Genomic DNA, 18,673 nt, shown 5'->3' on the forward strand with positions numbered 1-18,673 from the left:
CGCTAAGTTTGGATTTCTCTCTTGAAACACCTCTGCATACTGTTTTAACGCTTCCTTTTTGGCTTCCCTATATTTCGAGTCATCTTTACCTTCCCCAATCGCCACGACTAATTCTCTTTGCTCATGTGTCTTATCATCTTTATGTATTTTGTCATAATAATCATCAATTTTACGGTCATTCCGTTTTTGTTTCTCGTTATATTTATCCACTGCTTCTTGAAAGACATCTTTATATACACTTCGGATGTCCTTTTGAACAAAATAAATATTCTCATCTAACCTGGATGGATCGATGCCAGGATTCCCATGAATATTTTCCCTGTTATTATGGCTCAATGAACTTTGGTAAGATTGATTAAATGAGATAGAACCTAACATAAAGTGCCACCACTTCCCCTAGATTAATTGATACCATCAGTCTAGCAAAGCGACGAAATGATGTCAATTAACGTAACCCTATACGTATTTTGACGCTAAAGCATCAAAATCAATAGGGGTCTGCGACGCTTTTCGGCTCCGCCGATCCATGCTTAGCATGGCAAAACCAAACCTTGGACTTTGTCCAAACCTACTGGGGAACACTTCCCCAGCCCCCATCAATCCAACTCCCCAACCCCTCAATCCTTGAGGGGCTCCCTCGCCGGTAGGCAGGGTCAAAAGGGTACCTTTTGACAACCACAAGAGGGTTGCATAGTGAATCTGATCAACTCCTTAATGCTCCTTCATTTCGCTTGCAGCTTCATTCTGTCCGCTTACCGTTGACAGACACTGTATATCTACCTCTTATGATAAATAAAAAAGGGTCTGAATACAGACTCCTTTTTTACCCTGAATTATGGAATATTACACTTTTTTTTAAAAATCAATTCTAAACAAAGAGATAGCTTAAATCTTATTAATTAATAAATTTTATTTTATTAAAAGGATAATATACAAATTCAGTTTTACCTACTATATCAGATTCATCTATATAGCCTAAACCATTTCGACTATCTTTACTATTTAGACGATTATCTCCCATTACAAACACTTTATTAACTGGGACTTTTTGTTCAGCATAATTTAATTGTTTATATTGCTCTAATAAATTTTGATTTAAATAAGCTTCTTTTTGTTCTACACCATTTATATACAGGTTACCCTCTGTGATTTTCACTACATCACCATCTAGTCCAATGACTCTTTTCACCAAATACATCTGATCTTCTGTTTTTTTAATAACAACAATATCGCCATGTTTTATAGGAGAAAAATTTATTATAACTTTATTAACGAATAACCTATCTTTATTTTGCAAAGTTGGTTCCATAGATTCCCCATCTACTTTAAATGGCATAAAAATAAAAGTTCTAACCATAAATATAACAATGAAAACTACTAATATAATTAGAACCCATTTTAACTCCTGTTTTCCCTTAAGTTGTTTCATACACATCCCTCAAACTTCATATTATTCTTATTACAAATATTATAATAAGAAATGTAAAATCTATTTTAATCAGCTTCAGGTTTATTTTTATTTATATTGATATTAATTCCTGTTGGACTACCTTTTTTCTCTCCATTATTAAAAACACCTACTATACTAAACCAAGCCTGATCATTATAGTTAAAATATTTATAGTCTGTATTCTTAATATCAGCAGAGTTTGTTAAATCTTCTTTTAATATAGATAATAGTTTTTCTTCATCATAATTAATATCTAAACTTTCGAATAAATTATTAAAAAATCTTAATACTATTTTTTTCTCTTCCTCATTTTTATAAAAGCTTCGATTATTTACAGTTACTTCCACACTAGAAACTTTTTCCGACTTGGAAAGGAAAAAAGCTCGGATTATATTTTTTTCTGAAATAACATTATAACTACCTTCTTTTTCAAATGTTTTTTTAATCCCTTCTTTATTTTTAATAGAAGTAAATAACTTTTCTGAAGAAATATTAAAAGTTTTCCTGTTTTTCATATATTCATCTTCTTGTTGTGTATGTTTATCGCTCTCATTAGTTTGCGAATTACCCTTATTACTTTCATTAGAACATGATGAAAGTAATAAAATAGCTATTATTAATAAAAATAAATATGTTTTTTTCACTTATTAACCATCCTTTCTTCGTTAATAAACTTTCCACTTTCAAGTTCAAAAACAACATCACATAACAAACTTATATCATTTTCATTGTGACTAGTTAGAAGAATAGTTTTAACTTTTTTTAACTCCAAAAGAAGTTGTTGTATCTCCATAACTCCTTTCTTATCTAAACCATTAAAAGGCTCGTCTAAAATAAGAATAGACTGATTTTCCATAATTGCTTGGGCTATTCTAAGTCTCTGTTTCATCCCCAAAGAATACTTCCCAACGTGTTTATTCATATGATCTTCTAAACCGACTAATTTTAAAGAATTTATTATTTGTTCTTTAGAAATTATCTTTTTAATTTTAGACAATAAAAATAAATTTTCATAACCTGTTAATTTAGGTAAAAATTCAGGTGCTTCAATTATAACTCCAGCATCTTCAATAAAATCTATATCTTTTCCTATTACTTTATCATTAACTTTCACTACACCTGATGTATAAGAAGTAAATCCACAAATCACTTTAAATAGCATACTTTTTCCTGAACCATTATATCCAATAAAACCATATGTCTTATTACTCTCTAATTTTAATGTAATATCATCTAAAATTAATTGTTTTTTTACTTTTTTTGATACATTTGATAGTGAAATAATATGAGACAATTCTATCATCCTTTCAATATATATAATTTATATATATATTTATAAATTAAGAAACAAAAAACTAAAACAAAAATTTGTATAATAAAACTATCAATAAAACAAGAATTATAATCAAATAAAATGATATTTATACTTTTCAACTTCAAATCAAGATAAATAGTAAAAAGAGTTCCTCCTACTATCACTATAAATCCTATTAATTTTGAATATAGAATATTTAAAATTAAACATATAAAACTCATATTACAGATAAAAATTAACATTAAAACAATATGTAGTACTAATAACTTCAATACTTCATAATCAAATAAAATTGGGATGTTTTCTATAAACTTAAAATAAAACACATATATAACTATAGAAACTCCCCATAATATTACATACTTTATAGCATTAAAAATAATAAGATAAGATTCAGAAATACAATAATCATACATTCTTCTCTTTCTATAGAAAGTAAAATAAGAGTACGTACTTGGTGTACTCATAAAAGAAAAAGTAGAAAATACAATTCCTAAAAACAAAACAATAAAAGGCCTTACAATACTAAACACATCCAAAATATAATAACTATCTAAATTTTTTATTTGAGTATTACCCCAAAATTTAACAAAATAATTCAATAAAATAGACTTATCACTATATATAGGATATTCCATTAAAGTCATAAATTTAATATTTATAAGCAGACTAGAAAATATTAATATTAAAAACACCATTTTTATTATCTTAAGAAATATGTTTTTGATTTCCATAATACAACCTTCTAACAAAGAATATAAATAAAAATATCAAACAGATATACAGAGAAAATATACTAATAACTATTAAAAAGTCTTTAAATGTATTAAGAGGCATTGCATGTAAAGATAAAGGTAAAAAAAGAAAATCATCACTTTCTTTTTTAAACAAAATAGAAAAAATACTTAACATAATAAAAAATAAAGCACTGATAAAGGAAGATATTCCTCCCCATATAATCCTAGGAATAATAACAACTAGATTAAGGAATATAAAACAAAGATTAATTAACATGAAAAATTTAATACTATATATTAGATCAATCTTACCAAAATGTTGAATGTTTACAATATTTATTACAAAAACAAAAACAAATGTATACAGAATATTTAAAGGTACTAATTCTTTTAAAATTCCTAATACAGAATTACTTAAACTTTTATTTCTCACTAAGAACATACTATTTGCAAAAAACATTTGAAAATTATTAATAAAAAACAAATATAACAAGAAAAATGGTATAAATGAATTCAAATTATCACTAATAAACATATTTGGTGATAATTGAGACCCATATGGAAATGTATAAATAATACAGTAATAAATATAAGACAACAAAAGAGCTTTTAAAATGCTATATTTATACACCAAACTTATCACCTCGTTTAAAATGAAGAAAAATAAGTATTATTCCTATAAATAAAGGAATTAGTAAAGGAACAATTATTTGATATAAAGAAACACCACTATAAGTATTATATAAAATTCCTATTAATGGAGAAATTAATTCAAAATTAAATGCCGCAGAAATATTTGACATCACCAAATAGTATATAAATGGAATTAATACAATAAAATAAACTTTTTCTGTCCATAATGCAATTGTACATGCAAAAAAACCATATATAGATCCAAAAATAAAATTAACTACAAAACAAATTACCACAAAATATACAATTGCATTATTAAAAGAAATATAAGAATTTATACTATTTAATAATCCAATGTGACTATTAATATAGTTTGAATTAAAACAAGCAACAAACAAATAAAACAATAAATATGGCCCAGCAAAACACAAACCAGAAATAATTGAATATTGTAAAATAACACCTAATATACTTTTTTTGTAATTTTTTATCCTTGTATAGGCATGAACAAAATACCCTTTACCTTCATTATAAAAACCAATAATAGGAAAAGTTGCAGGTAACGTAAACAAAAATAAAGAATAATACATACTATCAAAAGTCATTAGTTCCCAAGTTGATGACTTGAAAAGATAATTTTCAGTTAAAAAAAATCGACTTTTACCTGCTAAATCTCCTTTACTATAATCATATAAAAAAATAGATTCAAAAATACTACTTGATATAAAGAATGAAAAAAATACAATCAAAAGAAATGCTATAAAAGAACCAATACTATATTTGTTTATAAATCTATCTTTAATAATATTATTCACGATAACCTCCCAATTGGTGTAAAAAAATTACATTTACCTATAAAACAGAAAACAGTCAAAATGATTAAATAAATTTATCTAATCATTTTGACTTAATTGAATAATTAATTAAATAGATTCCTTTTATAAAAGAAACATTTTTTAATTAGTCTTGAGAATCAGGAGACCATGAACCTTTTACATAAATATCTCCACCACTATAGGTTCTTTTCATATTTAAATGATAATAATAACCAGCAGTTCCAGTATTAGGGAATGCTTGTTTTGTACCTCTATCAAGTGTACCAGAACCTCTTGATTGATGATTTGAATTATGAAGTTCAGTTTTCACATTAGCAGAACCAGAGCTATCCTTTAAATTAACAACATAATATCCAGCACTTTGATGTCCATGATAAATTTTATAACCATCACCAGGAACATCTTTTGTATACGAATAACTAATAGAAAAATCGATCGGATCGATATCTCTTAATGCCTTTGCATCTGTTGCAGTAAAAATTCCAATCCCCATTGTAGCTACTAAAGCTGTTAATCCTAATTTTTTCAAGGTAATTCCTCCCTTTTTTAATAAGCACATACAAATATTACATCATTAACCAAAACATGTAAACTATTAAATTGGAAAAATACAATATTTTTAAAATTTAATATAAATTTATATAATTCTAAAAATTCTGTAATTTCAAAAGATAAATTCCATTAATTAAAAATATACTAAAAACATATAAACTAAAAACAAAAGATTATAAAACTATGTAACATAATAATAGCAAGGGAATGCTTGTAGACTGATCTATACTGCATTCCCTTATTCTATGTATGCTATATTTCTATTCTTCTTTTTCCGACATTAGAAGGGGTACGGCAACCATTCCTTCTTTTTGGAGCCACTCACAAATATAAAGCAAGAGAAGTGAGGTTTTCATATACCCATTTCTCTTGCTTTTGATTAGCTTGCCTCTACAGTTTCAGTAAGTGATACAGGTGTATCAAATTCAATATCTGGTGGACGTCGATTTGAATCTAATCTATATTTTCCAAATCGGTTCACATGAAATGTTACATACGGACTTAAATCAGATAACACGTCCTCATCTACTTTATTGCCCTCCTGTATATATTCATGAAGAATTTGTGTGAGTTGAAAGACATTATAAAAGATTAAGCAATTCGCTACTAAATGATTGTATTTTATAATTTTTCTTTGCCGTTCCCGATTATTTTCTGCGATAATTCCTTCACCGCCAAAGAATAACCACTTTGCAAATCCATTAAAAGATTCACTTTTATTTGTAGCGGCTTGAATTGTGCTTCTTAGTTTTTCATCAGATAAATATTTTAATAAAAATAAAGTGCGAATGGTACTTCCTAGTTCTCGAAAAGCCTGATATAGTTTATTTTTCTTACTATATGTATTTAACTTATTTAAAATCGTAGAAGGGTGGATCCGTCCCATTTTAATGGACATTACTACACGCAACATATCTTCATAGTGGTTTTCAATCAAATTCCAATCTACTGATTGTGAAAATAATCCATCAATATGTATATACATAGACTCTTTATCTGGTCTTAAAAACTTTAACTCTTTCCAATTACGAATTCGAGGCATAAGTTCAATCCCTAGTAAATAGGCTAATCCAAAAACAGGTGCATTTTGTCCTTGTGTATCAGCATGAAGCGTATCAGGCTGAATATCGGATTTATTTTTCATGAGAAGGTCTAAAATATAAACTCCTTCCCAAACGCCACAAGGAATAAAATGACTAAATAAGGCGATATATGTGTCGGAGACATGATAATACCCAATTCCTCCATATCCACCATAGCGAATATGATTTTCAGACAGTAGATTCTTTTCGTATAGATCCCACATGGTTCCATCAGCTGAAGCGCTAGTTCCATTTCCCCAGTACTTAGGTAACTTAAATCGATTATATGCATTAATAATCCATTCAATGGCTTTTTGAATATTTTCTTCTGTAATATGTCTATCGTTTATCCAAGATATATGTTTTCTATCCATATTTGATAGCGAACGTGCTGTTTGGGTAGGTCCTAAGTTACATCCATAACAAAAAGCTGTTGTTAAATATCGTTCAATCGGATTTTCTAATTTTGCATCATGACCAGAAATCGGTCCAAAAAACCGAGTCCAATTCAACCAATATTCTGTATCTCCTAATAAATCTAATACATTAATTGGAATCATTTTTTCGTCAATACGTTTTCGTACAGCTTTTAATAAAGGAGATGTTCTTTTCTTTTTCGGTTTTGTAATAACCGGTTCACCGTTACGAAGGGTAACTGCTTTATTCGTTGGAAAAGATTTATCTACATTTATAGCCGTTTGTTCTAGTTTGTTATAGACTTGTAACTTAAATTCCTTAGCTGTTGTAGGAAGCCCTGCTTGTTCACAAAAAATAGCCCGATGTATTTGAAATTCATCCCAAGAAATTAATTGCTTTCTATAATCTGCATACTTTTCGCTTCCTTCTATGTATAAATCTCCAGATTTTAATTCTAACCAAATTTGCGAAAATACACATGCTTCAAAATGACGACGATGAATTTTTTCAAGAGGGACGTTTCTCCGCTGCTGCGGACAAATCCAGCGCCACCACTTTTCAGGTACCCAAGAAAAATCAATTGTAGGCATTTCTCCATCAGCATTTGTAAACTCTGTTAAATCACGAATGGAAATCCATTCAGATTTCTTCATTTTATGTTTGACTAAAAATAAAATAGCTTGTTCTAAGCCTCTATTTTGATTTGTCGACTTGAATTTTAACGTTTCTAATATTTTTATTAAATCGGCTCTACTGCTTTTTAAGTGTCGCCATATAAATGAAAAATAATTGTTTCCTGCATAAGCTAAATGATCCTCACAATCATCTAATACACGTAGCCCAGGATCTCCACCAATTAAGTTTTCTAATTCTTGAAACTTTTCTTCTATGGATCCTTCGGATTGAAAAGCAAGCACGGTATTACGTAAAATTGTAATTAAGCCATCCATTTGTTTTTCTTTCTTCTTTTTCAATTCTTGAAGGGAACTTTCAGATTTCTTATGTGCACTAGCAATACGTTTGATATACATTTCTCCAATATCATCAATGGTATTTGCTAATTGAATAGATAATAAAGAGACAGCTAATGTATATCTTTTATGAGGCTCTAATTTTTTCATCCGAGATGCATCTAATGTTTTTGCTTCACCTGCTAATCTTTCAATTTTAGCGGGTGGGATTTGAAAACGTTGATAGAAATCAAATCTTACCTGTCTTTCATCGAGCCACTTTTTACGATAGATCCAGCGCCTCAATTGATATAAAGTTGGACGTCCAGGATCTTGTTTTACTACATTCCAGTCTGAGTAGGTGGATTCTTCAATACCTTGAAATAATTGGTCTATCTTTTGTTTTTCTTCAATGGTTAATGCATCGGATATATTTTGATATAACGTACGATATGCTTCAGCATGTACGTGGTCTGCAGCCTTTGTAAGTGTACTAAAAGCTGGAAGTTCATAGCTATTTTTAATAAGTTCGTCAATTGCGATATTTATAATATCACTTTTCTCATCCTTTTCTAGTATTGATTCTTTCATAATATTTAACATAATTTGATGAGCTTGATTATTAAATATTTTCGCTTGGCGATATTCACGAATCATAGCAATTTGACGGATTCCTGTACCAGAGCGATGATAAGAATTCCATTCTGCTTGATCTGGTGAATCCAGTTTTGCTTTTCTTGCAATATGTTCGATAAAAACTGATGAAGTGTCTCTAATTGGAAGAAAATAATTTAGACATTGAAATGTTTTTAACATAGTTAATAGACCTAATTGTGAAAAAGGGGTACGTGTTTTCTGTTTTGCCCAGGATATTTCACTTGAGGTAGGTGAAAAAAGTTTTTCTAATTCTTTATAATTTGGACAATTTTTCAATCTAGGATAAGCTGTTTCTTGCATACTAACCATAACGTTTCTCCTTTATTAACGAAATGAAATCTTACTACATAATAAACAGTTTATTTTTATTATTTATCTGAACTGATACTCTCTACTGCTCTTCTCAAGTCAATTTCACTAGGTGTAATGTATCTACGTGTTGTTTCTAAGCTTTCGTGTCCTGCTAATTGAGCTATAATTTGTAAAGGCTGATTGGCATCCACTAAATTTCGGCAAAAAGAATGTCTTAGAGAGTGAGCTGAATAATCTGTAAGTCCTATAGAATGTAAGTAATTTTTTATAAGATAATGTATTCCTTGTCTCGTAATCCGAGTAGAATGCCTTGCTGACAAAAATAATGCAACTTGAGATAATTCACCTCGTACCCCTAACCAATTTTCTACTGTTTTCATTAATTCTAAATTCATAAGAGCAATTCGATTCTTTCCACCTTTTCCGGAAATTACGGTTATTGTTCGGCGTTTTAAATCTATATCTTCGATATCTAGTGATACTACCTCTGAAATCCTGAGTCCAGCTTGTAGCATGATTTGAACAATCGCAAGATTTCTCGTTTTTTTCCATGCATTTTTTTCTTTATGTATTTGATGTAAAAATTTATCTTGCTCTAAGCGACTAAGCCACCTAGGTGCTTGCGCTAAAGGTGAGATTCGTTTTCTTTTTACTTTGATTGTAGGATTTAAGATAGAATATCCAGCTTGCACTAAATAAGACCAATACACCTTAATAGCTGCCACTCTTTTATTAATTGTGGCTGGTGCCAATTTTTCTACGGTTTGCATAAAAGATACCCATTCGTGTAAATCCCTAGATGTAAGAAAATCCGGATTGAAATTTTCACCAGTTCTTTCAACTACCCATTTTTCCAAAGCTACAACGGACGCTACATATTCTTGAATTGTACGATGGCGTTTTCCCTCTTCTTGTAAATAACATTGAAATGAGTCTATATAATTCATTAAACATGCTCCTAATCTTAATGTGTTCGGTAAAGTTGTTTTGATATAGAAATTATACGTGTTCGGTAAAGAAAAAACAATGAATTAAAAACAAAAACTATACCGAAATCTAGTTCGGTATAGTAAAGTGTATATAAAAAATCCCTCTTTGCTATCTTCCCAAAAAAAGAATTATTGCTTCGAACCTTATAGATTGTATTTTCAGAAACATTACAAGCGTGTAAGCAAAATGTAAGGCAATTCAATATGAGAAAAATAATCTTACTACTACAATGAATAACAGATACATTCATGAAGAATCTGTGGGGCTATATGAAGTTATTTTAGTGCTTATAACATTCTACCAAGTATTACAGTTTAAATAAGGAAATACGAAACTATACCATCAATTGTGACAAGACAAATGATGATACTATTTTTCTTACCGATTGTAGTGGCTATGATTCACAGTAGTTTTGCATTTCTAACTTTGCACCAATTAGGACAAAAAACAAAAAAGGGAAATGTCCGTTATTCAAAGCTCAATTGTTGTATTAGTAAGCTTAATCTGCATGCAAATTATTTACTTTCTTATTATTAGAAATCAATATATAAAACGCATATATACAAAATTATATTCATAAAAAAGATAATCCCAAAAATGAAAGTGCATACGTATTCAATAGAACATGGATACCAGTATATAATCCTATGTTAATTATTATTAGGAGTAACAATCTATCTAGAATAGTATATAAAAACTATTAAATATTTAATTCATAAAAACAGAGGTGTAAAATGAACTTTATTTTCAATCTAATCGCTAGTTATGCGATTCCTGCGATACTACTCACATTCTTGTTACTACTTGTATTTGTTTTTAGCTATTTTGTAGTATACAAAAAGATATGTAAAGGAGAAAGAAATCTTACTGTACAACAAATTATATTGTTTGTATTAATAACAGGATACTATTCCTTTGCATTATCAGCTACTTCATTTGGTCGTTCAGATGATATGGTTTTTGCAAGAACTTTTGACTTTGATGTCCTTAGTGTTTATAAAAAAGCATGGAATACCTTTTCGTTTTCTTCTTTTTTCCATATTATTTTAAATATAGGTATGCTTTTTCCGTTAGGAATTTTATTCCCTTTATTTAGCAAGGTTTTTCAAAAAACAAAATGGATGTTAATTATCTCAATTATAGCCAGTTTATTAATTGAAATTCTTGAATTTACACTGCAACGCGGAAGTATGGAACTAGCCGATTTACTTCATAATACTTTAGGCATGATGCTAGGATATTCTGTGTTAAACATAGTTCTTATATTTTTGAAAAAAAATGAAACAGATACAAAAATAATCAAATATTTATACCTTCCCATTACAGTAAGTTTCGTCGCACTCGGGATAATGATTTCGTATCAAATGAAGGAATTTGGGAATTTGCCTATTGATCCCATTACAAAAACTGATATGTCTCAAGTTACTATAAAAACATCAGTAGAGTTAAAAGACGAAGGGAAAAAAATGCCTGTTTACAAAGATTACGTTACAAAAAAATCACCTGTTCGAGATGTTGAAATTCTTTCTCCAAAGGAAGCAATTCAAAAACTGAAACAAGGAGAATTTGATCCTATAGGATCTTTCAAAGCAGGTGATACATTATTCATTACAAAATATAATATAGATTACTACACTGATACAAAAGGTTTCTCTCAACCTATATATGTTTTTGAAGTACATTTAAATGATAATGACGAAAATATTTGGTCTCAACCTATTTCCGCAAGGAAATAACATAAATTTGGTTCTGGTGCAAAATTTTTCAATAAACAAACAGAGACATGAATGTATGAGGAAATATTATGAGGAAGAATAGTACTTGCTATAATTCATGATACATCGAAAAGGCGGAGTCCGTTTGAAGACTTCGCCTTTGTTTGTATAGTGCATGCACAGGGGATAAGGGGCATCATCCATCAACTTTCATACTTAGTTTGTAAATTTGGAGGGGATTTCTCATATGAAAATAGTAAAAATAAAAGATCTTAGTAAGGAATACAAAGGGAAAGTTTCACATACAGCACTTTCAAATATTTATTTAACAATGACAGAGGGGGAATTCGTTGGGATTATGGTCCCTTCAGGTAGTGGGAAAATTCAGCCAATTATTTGGATTTATTTCGTAGACAGGAATTAGGGTTCGTCTTTCAATCCTTTAACCTACTGCATACATTAACAGTAAAAGAGAATATGGTTCTTCCGCTTGCATTAGATGGCATGAATGTGAAAAGAATAAATAAACGAGTAGAATCTATTTCGAAAAAATTAGGAATCAACGAGATTTTAAATAAGCGAACAGCAATTGCACGTGCGCTCATTCATTCTCCAAAATTAGTTTTTGCCGATGAACCGACAGGAAACTTAGATTCTAAAGCCTCTCAAGATGTGATGGAAATATTAATACTATTAAACAAAGAAGAAAAGGCAACAATGATGTTAGTAACGCACGATCCAGTTGCTGCAAGTTACTGTGACCGCATAATTTTTATTAAAGATGGCCAGTTATTCAATGAAGTTAATTGTAAAGACGATCGTCCATTATTCTATAAAAAAATTATGGATAGTCTTTCTATGTTAGGGGGAAATAAACATGACTTTTCAACAACTTGCACTCAATAATGTTTTACGGAATAAACGAATATATCTAGGTCATTTTTTTAGTAGTACATTTGCGGTATTGATTTTTTTCACTTATGGGCTACTTGTCTTTCATCCGAACCTACAAGGTGAACTAACTCATGTAAGTACCATCATGAGTACATTTGGGAAAATAGGATTTCATTTATCGTATTACTTAATCTTTGTTTTTTCTTTCTTATTTATTTTCTATTCTGTTAGTGCATTTTTAAAAAATAGAAAAAAAGAGTTTGGATTATTAATGTTACACGGAATGTCTCATCAACAGCTTCATCGATTAATTTTTTTCGAAAATATGTTGATTGGAATCCCTTCTATAGTAGTAGGAATCGGACTAGGAATGGTTTTTTCTAAATTGTTTTTACTGGTTAGTGGGTCTTTATTAGGAGTAGAGCAAACGTTAGCATTTTATTTTCCATTCAAGGCAATGCTAGTAACAGCAATGTCCTTTTTTGTTTTATTTCTACTTATTTCTTTGTTTACATCAAAAATGGTGAAAATGAATGAACTTGTAGAACTCATAAAATCAGATGAAAAACCAAAAACTGAGCCAATAGTTTCTGTTTATATATCCTTGTTGGTACTTATTTTATTGGGAGCGGGTTATTCCTGCGTTCACCACAGTATCGCTGCGGTGGATTACATGACTTTAAAACAATTATTCTTACTCGTAGGAGCAGGAGTCGTATTCATTGTATGTGGGACCTATTTCTTCTTTACTCAATTTTGTGTATATGTGTTATCTGCTTTAAAAAATAGAGAAACTACATTCTTTAAAACAACAAATCTCCTTGTTATTTCAGAATTAATGTATCGCATGAAAGATAATGCGAGAACCTTTTTTATCGTATCAATTATATCTGCAGTATCTTTTACAGCAATTGGAGTTTGTACGGCTATTGCAAATCCTGAATTGGCAAAGCATGAGACACCATATGCATTTACCTATCGTTCAGATAAGGGGAATATACAAGAAAAAATGCATATTGAAGAGATAAAAAAACAATTAAAAGAATCTGGATTTTCATATAAACTTGTAGCAACAAAATTTAAAAGGGCACAAAATGGGCCGGTTTTAATTAGTCTTTCCACGTATAATGAATACGCTCAAAAATTAGGGTATGAAATAGAGAAATTAACAAATAAAAATGAAAGTATCGTTATACGATTAGAGAAAAACCACAAAAGTGCAGAGGATCTAAAACCTTTTGAATTAAGGCATGGTGAACTAGAAGTACCACTTTCTGTTCAAAAAACAGTTTATATCCCAGAATTATCGAGCGCGTTTGGTAAACCTGTTATTGTCTCTGATGCTGTTTACAAAAAGGTCCTAAATGTTCAACAAGAAGGCGCACTCCGAGATTACACCATATACGGTTTTATCGTTAAAAATTGGCCTAAAACAACTGCAACTTCTACAAAACTTATGAAATTCATTGGTACGAGTCAAGATGATTATTATGCCTTTTCATCTTTGAATTTAAAATGGCTTGAACTGAAACAACAAAACGGATTACTTTCTATTTCAAGTGTAATGGTGGGGATTGTATTTTTCGTATTTACGCTTAGCTTTTTATATTTCCGTTTATTTACTGATTTAGAACGTGATCAAGAGCAATATCAGATGATTTCAAAATTAGGTTTAAGCCAAAAAGAGTTAAAGCACATTGTGACAAGACAAATGATAATCCTATTTTTCTTACCGATTGTAGTGGCTATGGTTCACAGCAGTTTTGCATTTCTAACTTTTCACCAATTAGGACAAAGAGTAAGTAAGGAAATGTCCGTTATTCAAAGTTCAATTGTTGTATTAGTAAGCTTTATTTGTATGCAAATTATTTACTTCCTTATTATTAGAGATCACTATATAAAGCGCATATGTACAAAAATATAATTACAAAAAGATAACCGAAAAATTGAATGTGCATACTCAATCACTAATTATGGTTGAATATGCACATTTAGAATGTTGAAAAGTATACCAAGATTGATCTGTGTTTGTTCCGATTTTTCTTGACTTAATTATTTCTGAGTGGCTCCAAAAAGAAGGAATGGTTGCCGTACCCCTAGAACACTACATAAAATACCGGCCAAATTTAATTTTTAAACAAACCGAAAAAACCTTTCCGTTTTTGTTTCTGATTTTGAGCCTGCAAATCTCTAATGTTTTCAAGCAATAACTGATCTCGTTTCTCTAGCTTCTTCTCTATAAAAACTTCTAATTCACTATTTTTACCTTCTACTTCAGTTAACTTTTTCTCCGTATTCGCTAAATGCTCTTTTGTCGTAACCAATTCATTCGTAATTTCTTGCAATTTTTGAACCAGTGCTTGATTAAATTGATTTTGTAACTGTTGATTTTCTAATACTTCATTCAGTTTCTTTTCTAATTCTGATTTTTCTTCTTTTGAAACAAACGAATCAAGTTCTCCGTTTCGCCATGACCTAACTTGATCATAAGACCATTTTTGGACCTGTATTTTTTCTTTTATTGCTTTTAATTCTTCTATATTTTCCTTCGAGTATCTGCGATGCCCTCCCTGACTTCGCTCCGTTTGTATATTAAATTCATTTGACCATACCTTTAACAAATCGGGTGTGACCCCTAAAAGATCCGCAACAATTTTCGGTGTGTGCATTTCCGATTTTAATTCCAATTTTTATTCCTCCCTAAAAAACGGAATACGTTTTTTACTTAAAAAACACAATTAAATCAACATTCTAATCAAAATCGGAATATACTTGCAACCGATATAAAAACCGATTTTAAAAACGATTTAATTTCGAAATACATATCGATTTTAACACCGATATGTATTACTTCTCGATAATAACATCAAAATCTTTTTTCTATATACAAGATTTTATGCAAAAAAAGAATAGCGGGGATCCCTAGAATCCCCGCTATATCAACGATGTATAAAATCATGTATAAGATATATATAGACAGAAAGACAAGAAACCTTATAAATACAAGGATTCTATCAAAATAGTTGCTACCGATAATAGGGCGTTATGTTAACCTCACACGTATACGGTATACATAGTAAAAATATATATTTACAGAGACTTCTTTCAAGCAGGGATATAATTTAAAAAACAAGAAATGTTTTTTAAAGTTGAAAGGGGTTTGATTGATGAAGAAAAATATAGTGTTATTGATGAGCATACTACTTTTAAACTTATCCGCGTGTTCTACTGAAATGAAAGATAATAAAGCCTCTGTTTCCCAAGAACCAAAAACAAAAGTTACATCCACACAACAAGAGGAAAATAGCAATCCTGTTTCTTTTCAAGGAAAAAAGGTTAAGAAAATTGAACTTGTATCCATGAAAACAAAGGATAATAAAGCAGTAATAATACTAGATTTTGATCGAATTCTCAAAGCCATGGAGCGTACTGGGATACAAAAAGATAAAGAAAAAGTTATTCCTCTTTTGCTAGATGATGAAGCAAAGACAAATATTGACTATCAAATGAATGTAAATTACCAAGATGGTTCCAATGAAACATATTTAATTTGGTTAGAAAACAAAATAGTTGTAATTGCTCGTCAAGATAATAAAGAACAAAAACATCTCGAACATTACATAATAAAGGATACAGATGCTCAACAAATATTAGGTTTATTTAAGAGCCATGTAGAATAACTTCCTCTAACGATAATTATGTAAATAAGCTGTCCATATGGGCAGCTTATTTTTTTATTTAAAGGGTTTATTCTTGTCTTTAGGTCTTTCCTTTGCTTTTTGGCTAGAGTGTTGGCTCGTCGTGTGGGGCCGAAACCCCACGTATTGCGTATCAATATATTGTATAAGAACTATTTTTGAACGATTGATCTAAGCGGTTCGGCTCGTATACTTGCTAGTCCAAGTCGAGAACCATTGCTTTGCTTTTTGTCTGTCGGCTTGGCGAAAAAAGCACACGAGCCGAAAAAAGTTTTGCCAGGATAGAGCGTAGCGAAAAAGGTGGAGATTTTTGAGCGTTCTTTGCTCAAAAATACTACCTGTTCCTTGCGGAACTTTTAGCCTTTAATAATAGTGATAATAGAGAACATCTACAAAAAACGTGTGAATCCCTTGATATGACTGGGTTAAATACACTTTTTAGGGTGTGACGTTTTCGTCACACTTTTAAGCCTTTTTGTGACGTTTTCGTCACACCTAAAAAAATATAAATTAGTAAATAAATGGATAAAAAATTTAAAATACATATAAAAAAGACTATATCAAATTGATATAGTCTAAAAAAATCTAGCTGGTAATTTTACTTTTTTACCATTTTGATCTTTAAGATTTTTCAAAGAATATTGAAACAATCTCATCGTTAATTTATCGAGTTTTACTTCATTTTTTCGAGGTGCACAAATCATTATGTAAGGATTTACTACCCATGTTCTAGGACTTACAGTCCGACCATTTTCAATAATTTGTCCAGCACCTTCTGGATTAAGTAAAATTTCTTTTTTCTTTAATGAATTCATAACCAAAGAAGTTTTTTCTCTTGATTTCCCTATCATTTCAGCAATTTCAGAAACAGTTGCTGCTTTTGGTAACTCAAAATCTTCCTCAGTGCTCTTTCGTTTCCTTTTAAACTTATCATCTCTACAAATAATAACATTACTTCTAAATTCCAAATAAGCTTGAATTCTAAATAAAAAACTTTCCTCTGCTTGAGTTAAATAACCAATACTATTCAACAAGTCTAAATTTCTGTGCATTACTTGATTAAATGGCTCTCCAGCAAATGGATCTTTATTAGTTCCAACATAATGATCTTCTCCAGTTAATTCTTTTAACTGTTGTAAAAGAGATTTTTTTAGTTCTTCAGCTTGGTCTCTTTGTTTTCCATCTTTCTCAAAATCTCTTTTTCTAGCATTTCTATCAGCTTGATTTAAAGCTTGTCCCAATTCTTCATTCATTGTTAAATCCTCCTCTAAATTGAGGGAATCAACAAAAACACCTATTTTTTGCTATTTGATTATAAAACAAATTATGATAATCTATAATCAGATAAATGAAGTCTAGGTATTTTAGTAGAATACCCTATAAAAAGAGTCATGTTCCAGCATGGCTCTTTTTTTTCATTCTATCACGTTTTCAATAACCTTGAAGATAAAAACAAAGTTTCCTTATTTTTTTACCGTTCCCTATCAAAATCTCGATGTCTGCTTATTTCTCTCTTATGTTCACGTTCAAATTGATTATCTACTCCCTTGCTATCCAATTCATTTCTAACAATTCCTCTAAACACCTTAAATTGCTCTTTAAGAACTTTTTTCGTTTGTATATACAAAACTCTTATATTCATCTGTAAACCCTTTATATGAGCTTTTAACGAGCTTATTTCTTTATTTAATACACCAACTTCTTTTTGCAACTTACTTTTTTCTTGTTTCAACGTTCGATTTTCTTTCATCCAGCCCTCTGCATGGACTTTTAAACTCTCATTCTCTTTCACAAAATCTGTCTTTTTCAAACCCTCATAATCCTTTTTGATAGTAACCGCTGCATTCACTTGTTTTGTTACTTCTTGGTATTGTTCTGGTGATAACACATAATTTCTTGTTTGTTTCTTCGTGATTTCAGCTTTTCCAAACATTTTATCCTGTACTTCTACTACTACTTCTTTACGTAAAAATGGAATTTTAACAGGTTCATTTGGTACTTGATCCATAGCACTATCTAATTCTTTTTGCATTTGTTCTACTCTTTTTTCTAACTCTATATGACGCTGGCCAATTAACTGCAGCTTTTCGTTTTCACTCTCTACTTTTTGCCTTACTATCTCTAATTCTTTGTACGTATCAACGACATCACTTTCCAAACTCGTTTTCGTTATTTCTAATTCGTTTGTTTTCTCTTCAACGTTTTTTAAATGATCGTCAATCGTTTGTAACTGTGTTTCTTTTTCTTCTACTTGGTTTTCAATAGTTGACTTTGCTTCTGCATACTCCTTGTATTGACGAACTTTCATGTACTTATGTGAACCAACATTAGCACGTTCAAAATTCGGAATATGCTCTTTAGCCAATTGTTCAATATAGGTGGTTTCTAATGCTCTCCAATGTGCAATTAACTTCCTTCCCGTTCCTTCGACACCC

14 protein-coding genes and 4 pseudogenes are annotated in these 18,673 nt (G+C 30.1%); 5 read left to right on the forward strand and 13 right to left on the reverse strand.

Annotated elements, in window-relative coordinates; genetic code table 11:
* From ILT06_RS31375 to ILT06_RS31415, 9 genes and pseudogenes are all read right to left on the reverse strand, one after another.
* Nucleotides 1-378: pseudogene (locus ILT06_RS31375) on the reverse strand (plasmid recombination protein); the annotation flags it as partial.
* A gap of 517 nt (nt 379-895) precedes the next feature.
* A complete protein-coding gene (gene lepB / locus ILT06_RS31380; RefSeq protein WP_222655936.1) occupies nt 896-1,429 on the reverse strand; it encodes a signal peptidase I in 534 nt (177 codons plus the stop codon).
* A gap of 65 nt (nt 1,430-1,494) precedes the next feature.
* Nucleotides 1,495-2,094, reverse strand: coding sequence for a hypothetical protein (locus tag ILT06_RS31385; protein WP_222655937.1), 600 nt, complete (start codon nt 2,092-2,094; stop codon nt 1,495-1,497).
* Nucleotides 2,091-2,753 carry an ATP-binding cassette domain-containing protein gene (locus tag ILT06_RS31390; RefSeq protein WP_222655938.1) on the reverse strand — a complete coding sequence of 221 codons (663 nt, stop codon included), beginning with the start codon at nt 2,751-2,753 and terminating at the stop codon, nt 2,091-2,093. Before ILT06_RS31390 ends, ILT06_RS31385 begins: the two co-directional genes overlap by 4 nt.
* The gene (locus ILT06_RS31395; protein WP_222655939.1) at nt 2,750-3,499 is read right to left on the reverse strand and encodes a hypothetical protein; all 750 of its coding nucleotides are present in this window, start codon (nt 3,497-3,499) and stop codon (nt 2,750-2,752) included. Before ILT06_RS31395 ends, ILT06_RS31390 begins: the two co-directional genes overlap by 4 nt.
* 626 nt (nt 3,500-4,125) lie before the next feature.
* Nucleotides 4,126-4,950, reverse strand: a complete 825-nt coding sequence (locus ILT06_RS31400) for a hypothetical protein (RefSeq protein WP_222655940.1) — start codon at nt 4,948-4,950, stop codon at nt 4,126-4,128.
* 145 nt (nt 4,951-5,095) lie between these two features.
* Nucleotides 5,096-5,500, reverse strand: a complete 405-nt coding sequence (locus ILT06_RS31405; RefSeq protein WP_222655941.1) for a hypothetical protein — start codon at nt 5,498-5,500, stop codon at nt 5,096-5,098.
* Nucleotides 5,501-5,902: 402 nt separating this feature from the next.
* Nucleotides 5,903-8,938: a Tn3 family transposase gene (locus ILT06_RS31410; RefSeq protein WP_097825665.1), complete on the reverse strand. Its 3,036-nt coding sequence runs from the start codon at nt 8,936-8,938 to the stop codon at nt 5,903-5,905.
* Between the two features lie 59 nt (nt 8,939-8,997).
* Nucleotides 8,998-9,888, reverse strand: a complete 891-nt coding sequence (locus tag ILT06_RS31415; protein ID WP_097825666.1) for a tyrosine-type recombinase/integrase — start codon at nt 9,886-9,888, stop codon at nt 8,998-9,000.
* 379 nt (nt 9,889-10,267) lie between these two features.
* On the opposite strand from ILT06_RS31415, the pseudogene ILT06_RS32785 reads away from it, so the two are divergent.
* Both ILT06_RS32785 and ILT06_RS31420 read left to right on the forward strand, forming a co-directional pair.
* Nucleotides 10,268-10,511, forward strand: a pseudogene (locus ILT06_RS32785) (ABC transporter permease); the annotation flags it as partial.
* A gap of 154 nt (nt 10,512-10,665) precedes the next feature.
* Complete coding sequence (locus ILT06_RS31420; RefSeq protein WP_078204950.1) at nt 10,666-11,667, forward strand: VanZ family protein; 1,002 nt, start codon at nt 10,666-10,668, stop codon at nt 11,665-11,667.
* An 88-nt stretch (nt 11,668-11,755) separates the two neighbouring features.
* Here the strand turns inward: ILT06_RS31420 and ILT06_RS33330 are convergent.
* Nucleotides 11,756-11,836: pseudogene (locus ILT06_RS33330) on the reverse strand (IS6 family transposase); the annotation flags it as partial.
* A gap of 57 nt (nt 11,837-11,893) precedes the next feature.
* On the opposite strand from ILT06_RS33330, the pseudogene ILT06_RS31425 reads away from it, so the two are divergent.
* Nucleotides 11,894-12,552 (forward strand): annotated as a pseudogene (locus ILT06_RS31425) (ABC transporter ATP-binding protein).
* Nucleotides 12,524-14,464: an FtsX-like permease family protein gene (locus ILT06_RS31430; RefSeq protein WP_097825667.1), complete on the forward strand. Its 1,941-nt coding sequence runs from the start codon at nt 12,524-12,526 to the stop codon at nt 14,462-14,464. Before ILT06_RS31425 ends, ILT06_RS31430 begins: the two are co-directional and overlap by 29 nt.
* 202 nt (nt 14,465-14,666) lie before the next feature.
* Here the strand turns inward: ILT06_RS31430 and ILT06_RS31435 are convergent, their stop codons facing one another.
* Entirely contained in the window at nt 14,667-15,227 is a 561-nt protein-coding gene (locus ILT06_RS31435) for a MerR family transcriptional regulator (RefSeq protein WP_222655942.1), read from the reverse strand.
* Between the two features lie 480 nt (nt 15,228-15,707).
* Between ILT06_RS31435 and ILT06_RS31440 the strand changes: the two genes are divergently transcribed.
* Nucleotides 15,708-16,220, forward strand: coding sequence for a hypothetical protein (locus tag ILT06_RS31440; protein WP_222655943.1), 513 nt, complete (start codon nt 15,708-15,710; stop codon nt 16,218-16,220).
* Nucleotides 16,221-16,813: 593 nt separating this feature from the next.
* Here ILT06_RS31440 and ILT06_RS31445 read toward each other — a convergent pair.
* Together ILT06_RS31445 and ILT06_RS31450 are read right to left on the reverse strand one after the other, a co-directional pair.
* Complete coding sequence (locus ILT06_RS31445) at nt 16,814-17,491, reverse strand: Rep protein (protein ID WP_222655944.1); 678 nt, start codon at nt 17,489-17,491, stop codon at nt 16,814-16,816.
* Nucleotides 17,492-17,709: 218 nt separating this feature from the next.
* The coding region (locus ILT06_RS31450; protein ID WP_222655945.1) for a mobilization protein at nt 17,710-18,673 on the reverse strand (964 nt) is incomplete at its 5' end.

This window comes from Bacillus sp. 17RED48 (assembly GCF_019837545.1).
GTDB lineage: Bacteria > Bacillota > Bacilli > Bacillales > Bacillaceae_G > Bacillus_A > Bacillus_A wiedmannii.

Bases quoted from the DNA above. Each gene is read 5' to 3' on its own strand.
- lepB (WP_222655936.1), bottom strand. From the start codon at position 1,429: ATGAAACAACTTAAGGGAAAACAGGAGTTAAAATGGGTTCTAATTATA.
- ILT06_RS31390 (WP_222655938.1), bottom strand. From the start codon at position 2,753: ATGATAGAATTGTCTCATATTATTTCACTATCAAATGTATCAAAAAAA.
- ILT06_RS31395 (WP_222655939.1), bottom strand. From the start codon at position 3,499: ATGGAAATCAAAAACATATTTCTTAAGATAATAAAAATGGTGTTTTTA.
- ILT06_RS31410 (WP_097825665.1), bottom strand. From the start codon at position 8,938: ATGGTTAGTATGCAAGAAACAGCTTATCCTAGATTGAAAAATTGTCCA.
- ILT06_RS31415 (WP_097825666.1), bottom strand. From the start codon at position 9,888: ATGAATTATATAGACTCATTTCAATGTTATTTACAAGAAGAGGGAAAA.
- ILT06_RS31420 (WP_078204950.1), top strand. From the start codon at position 10,666: ATGAACTTTATTTTCAATCTAATCGCTAGTTATGCGATTCCTGCGATA.
- ILT06_RS31430 (WP_097825667.1), top strand. From the start codon at position 12,524: ATGACTTTTCAACAACTTGCACTCAATAATGTTTTACGGAATAAACGA.
- ILT06_RS31440 (WP_222655943.1), top strand. From the start codon at position 15,708: ATGAAGAAAAATATAGTGTTATTGATGAGCATACTACTTTTAAACTTA.
- ILT06_RS31445 (WP_222655944.1), bottom strand. From the start codon at position 17,491: ATGAATGAAGAATTGGGACAAGCTTTAAATCAAGCTGATAGAAATGCT.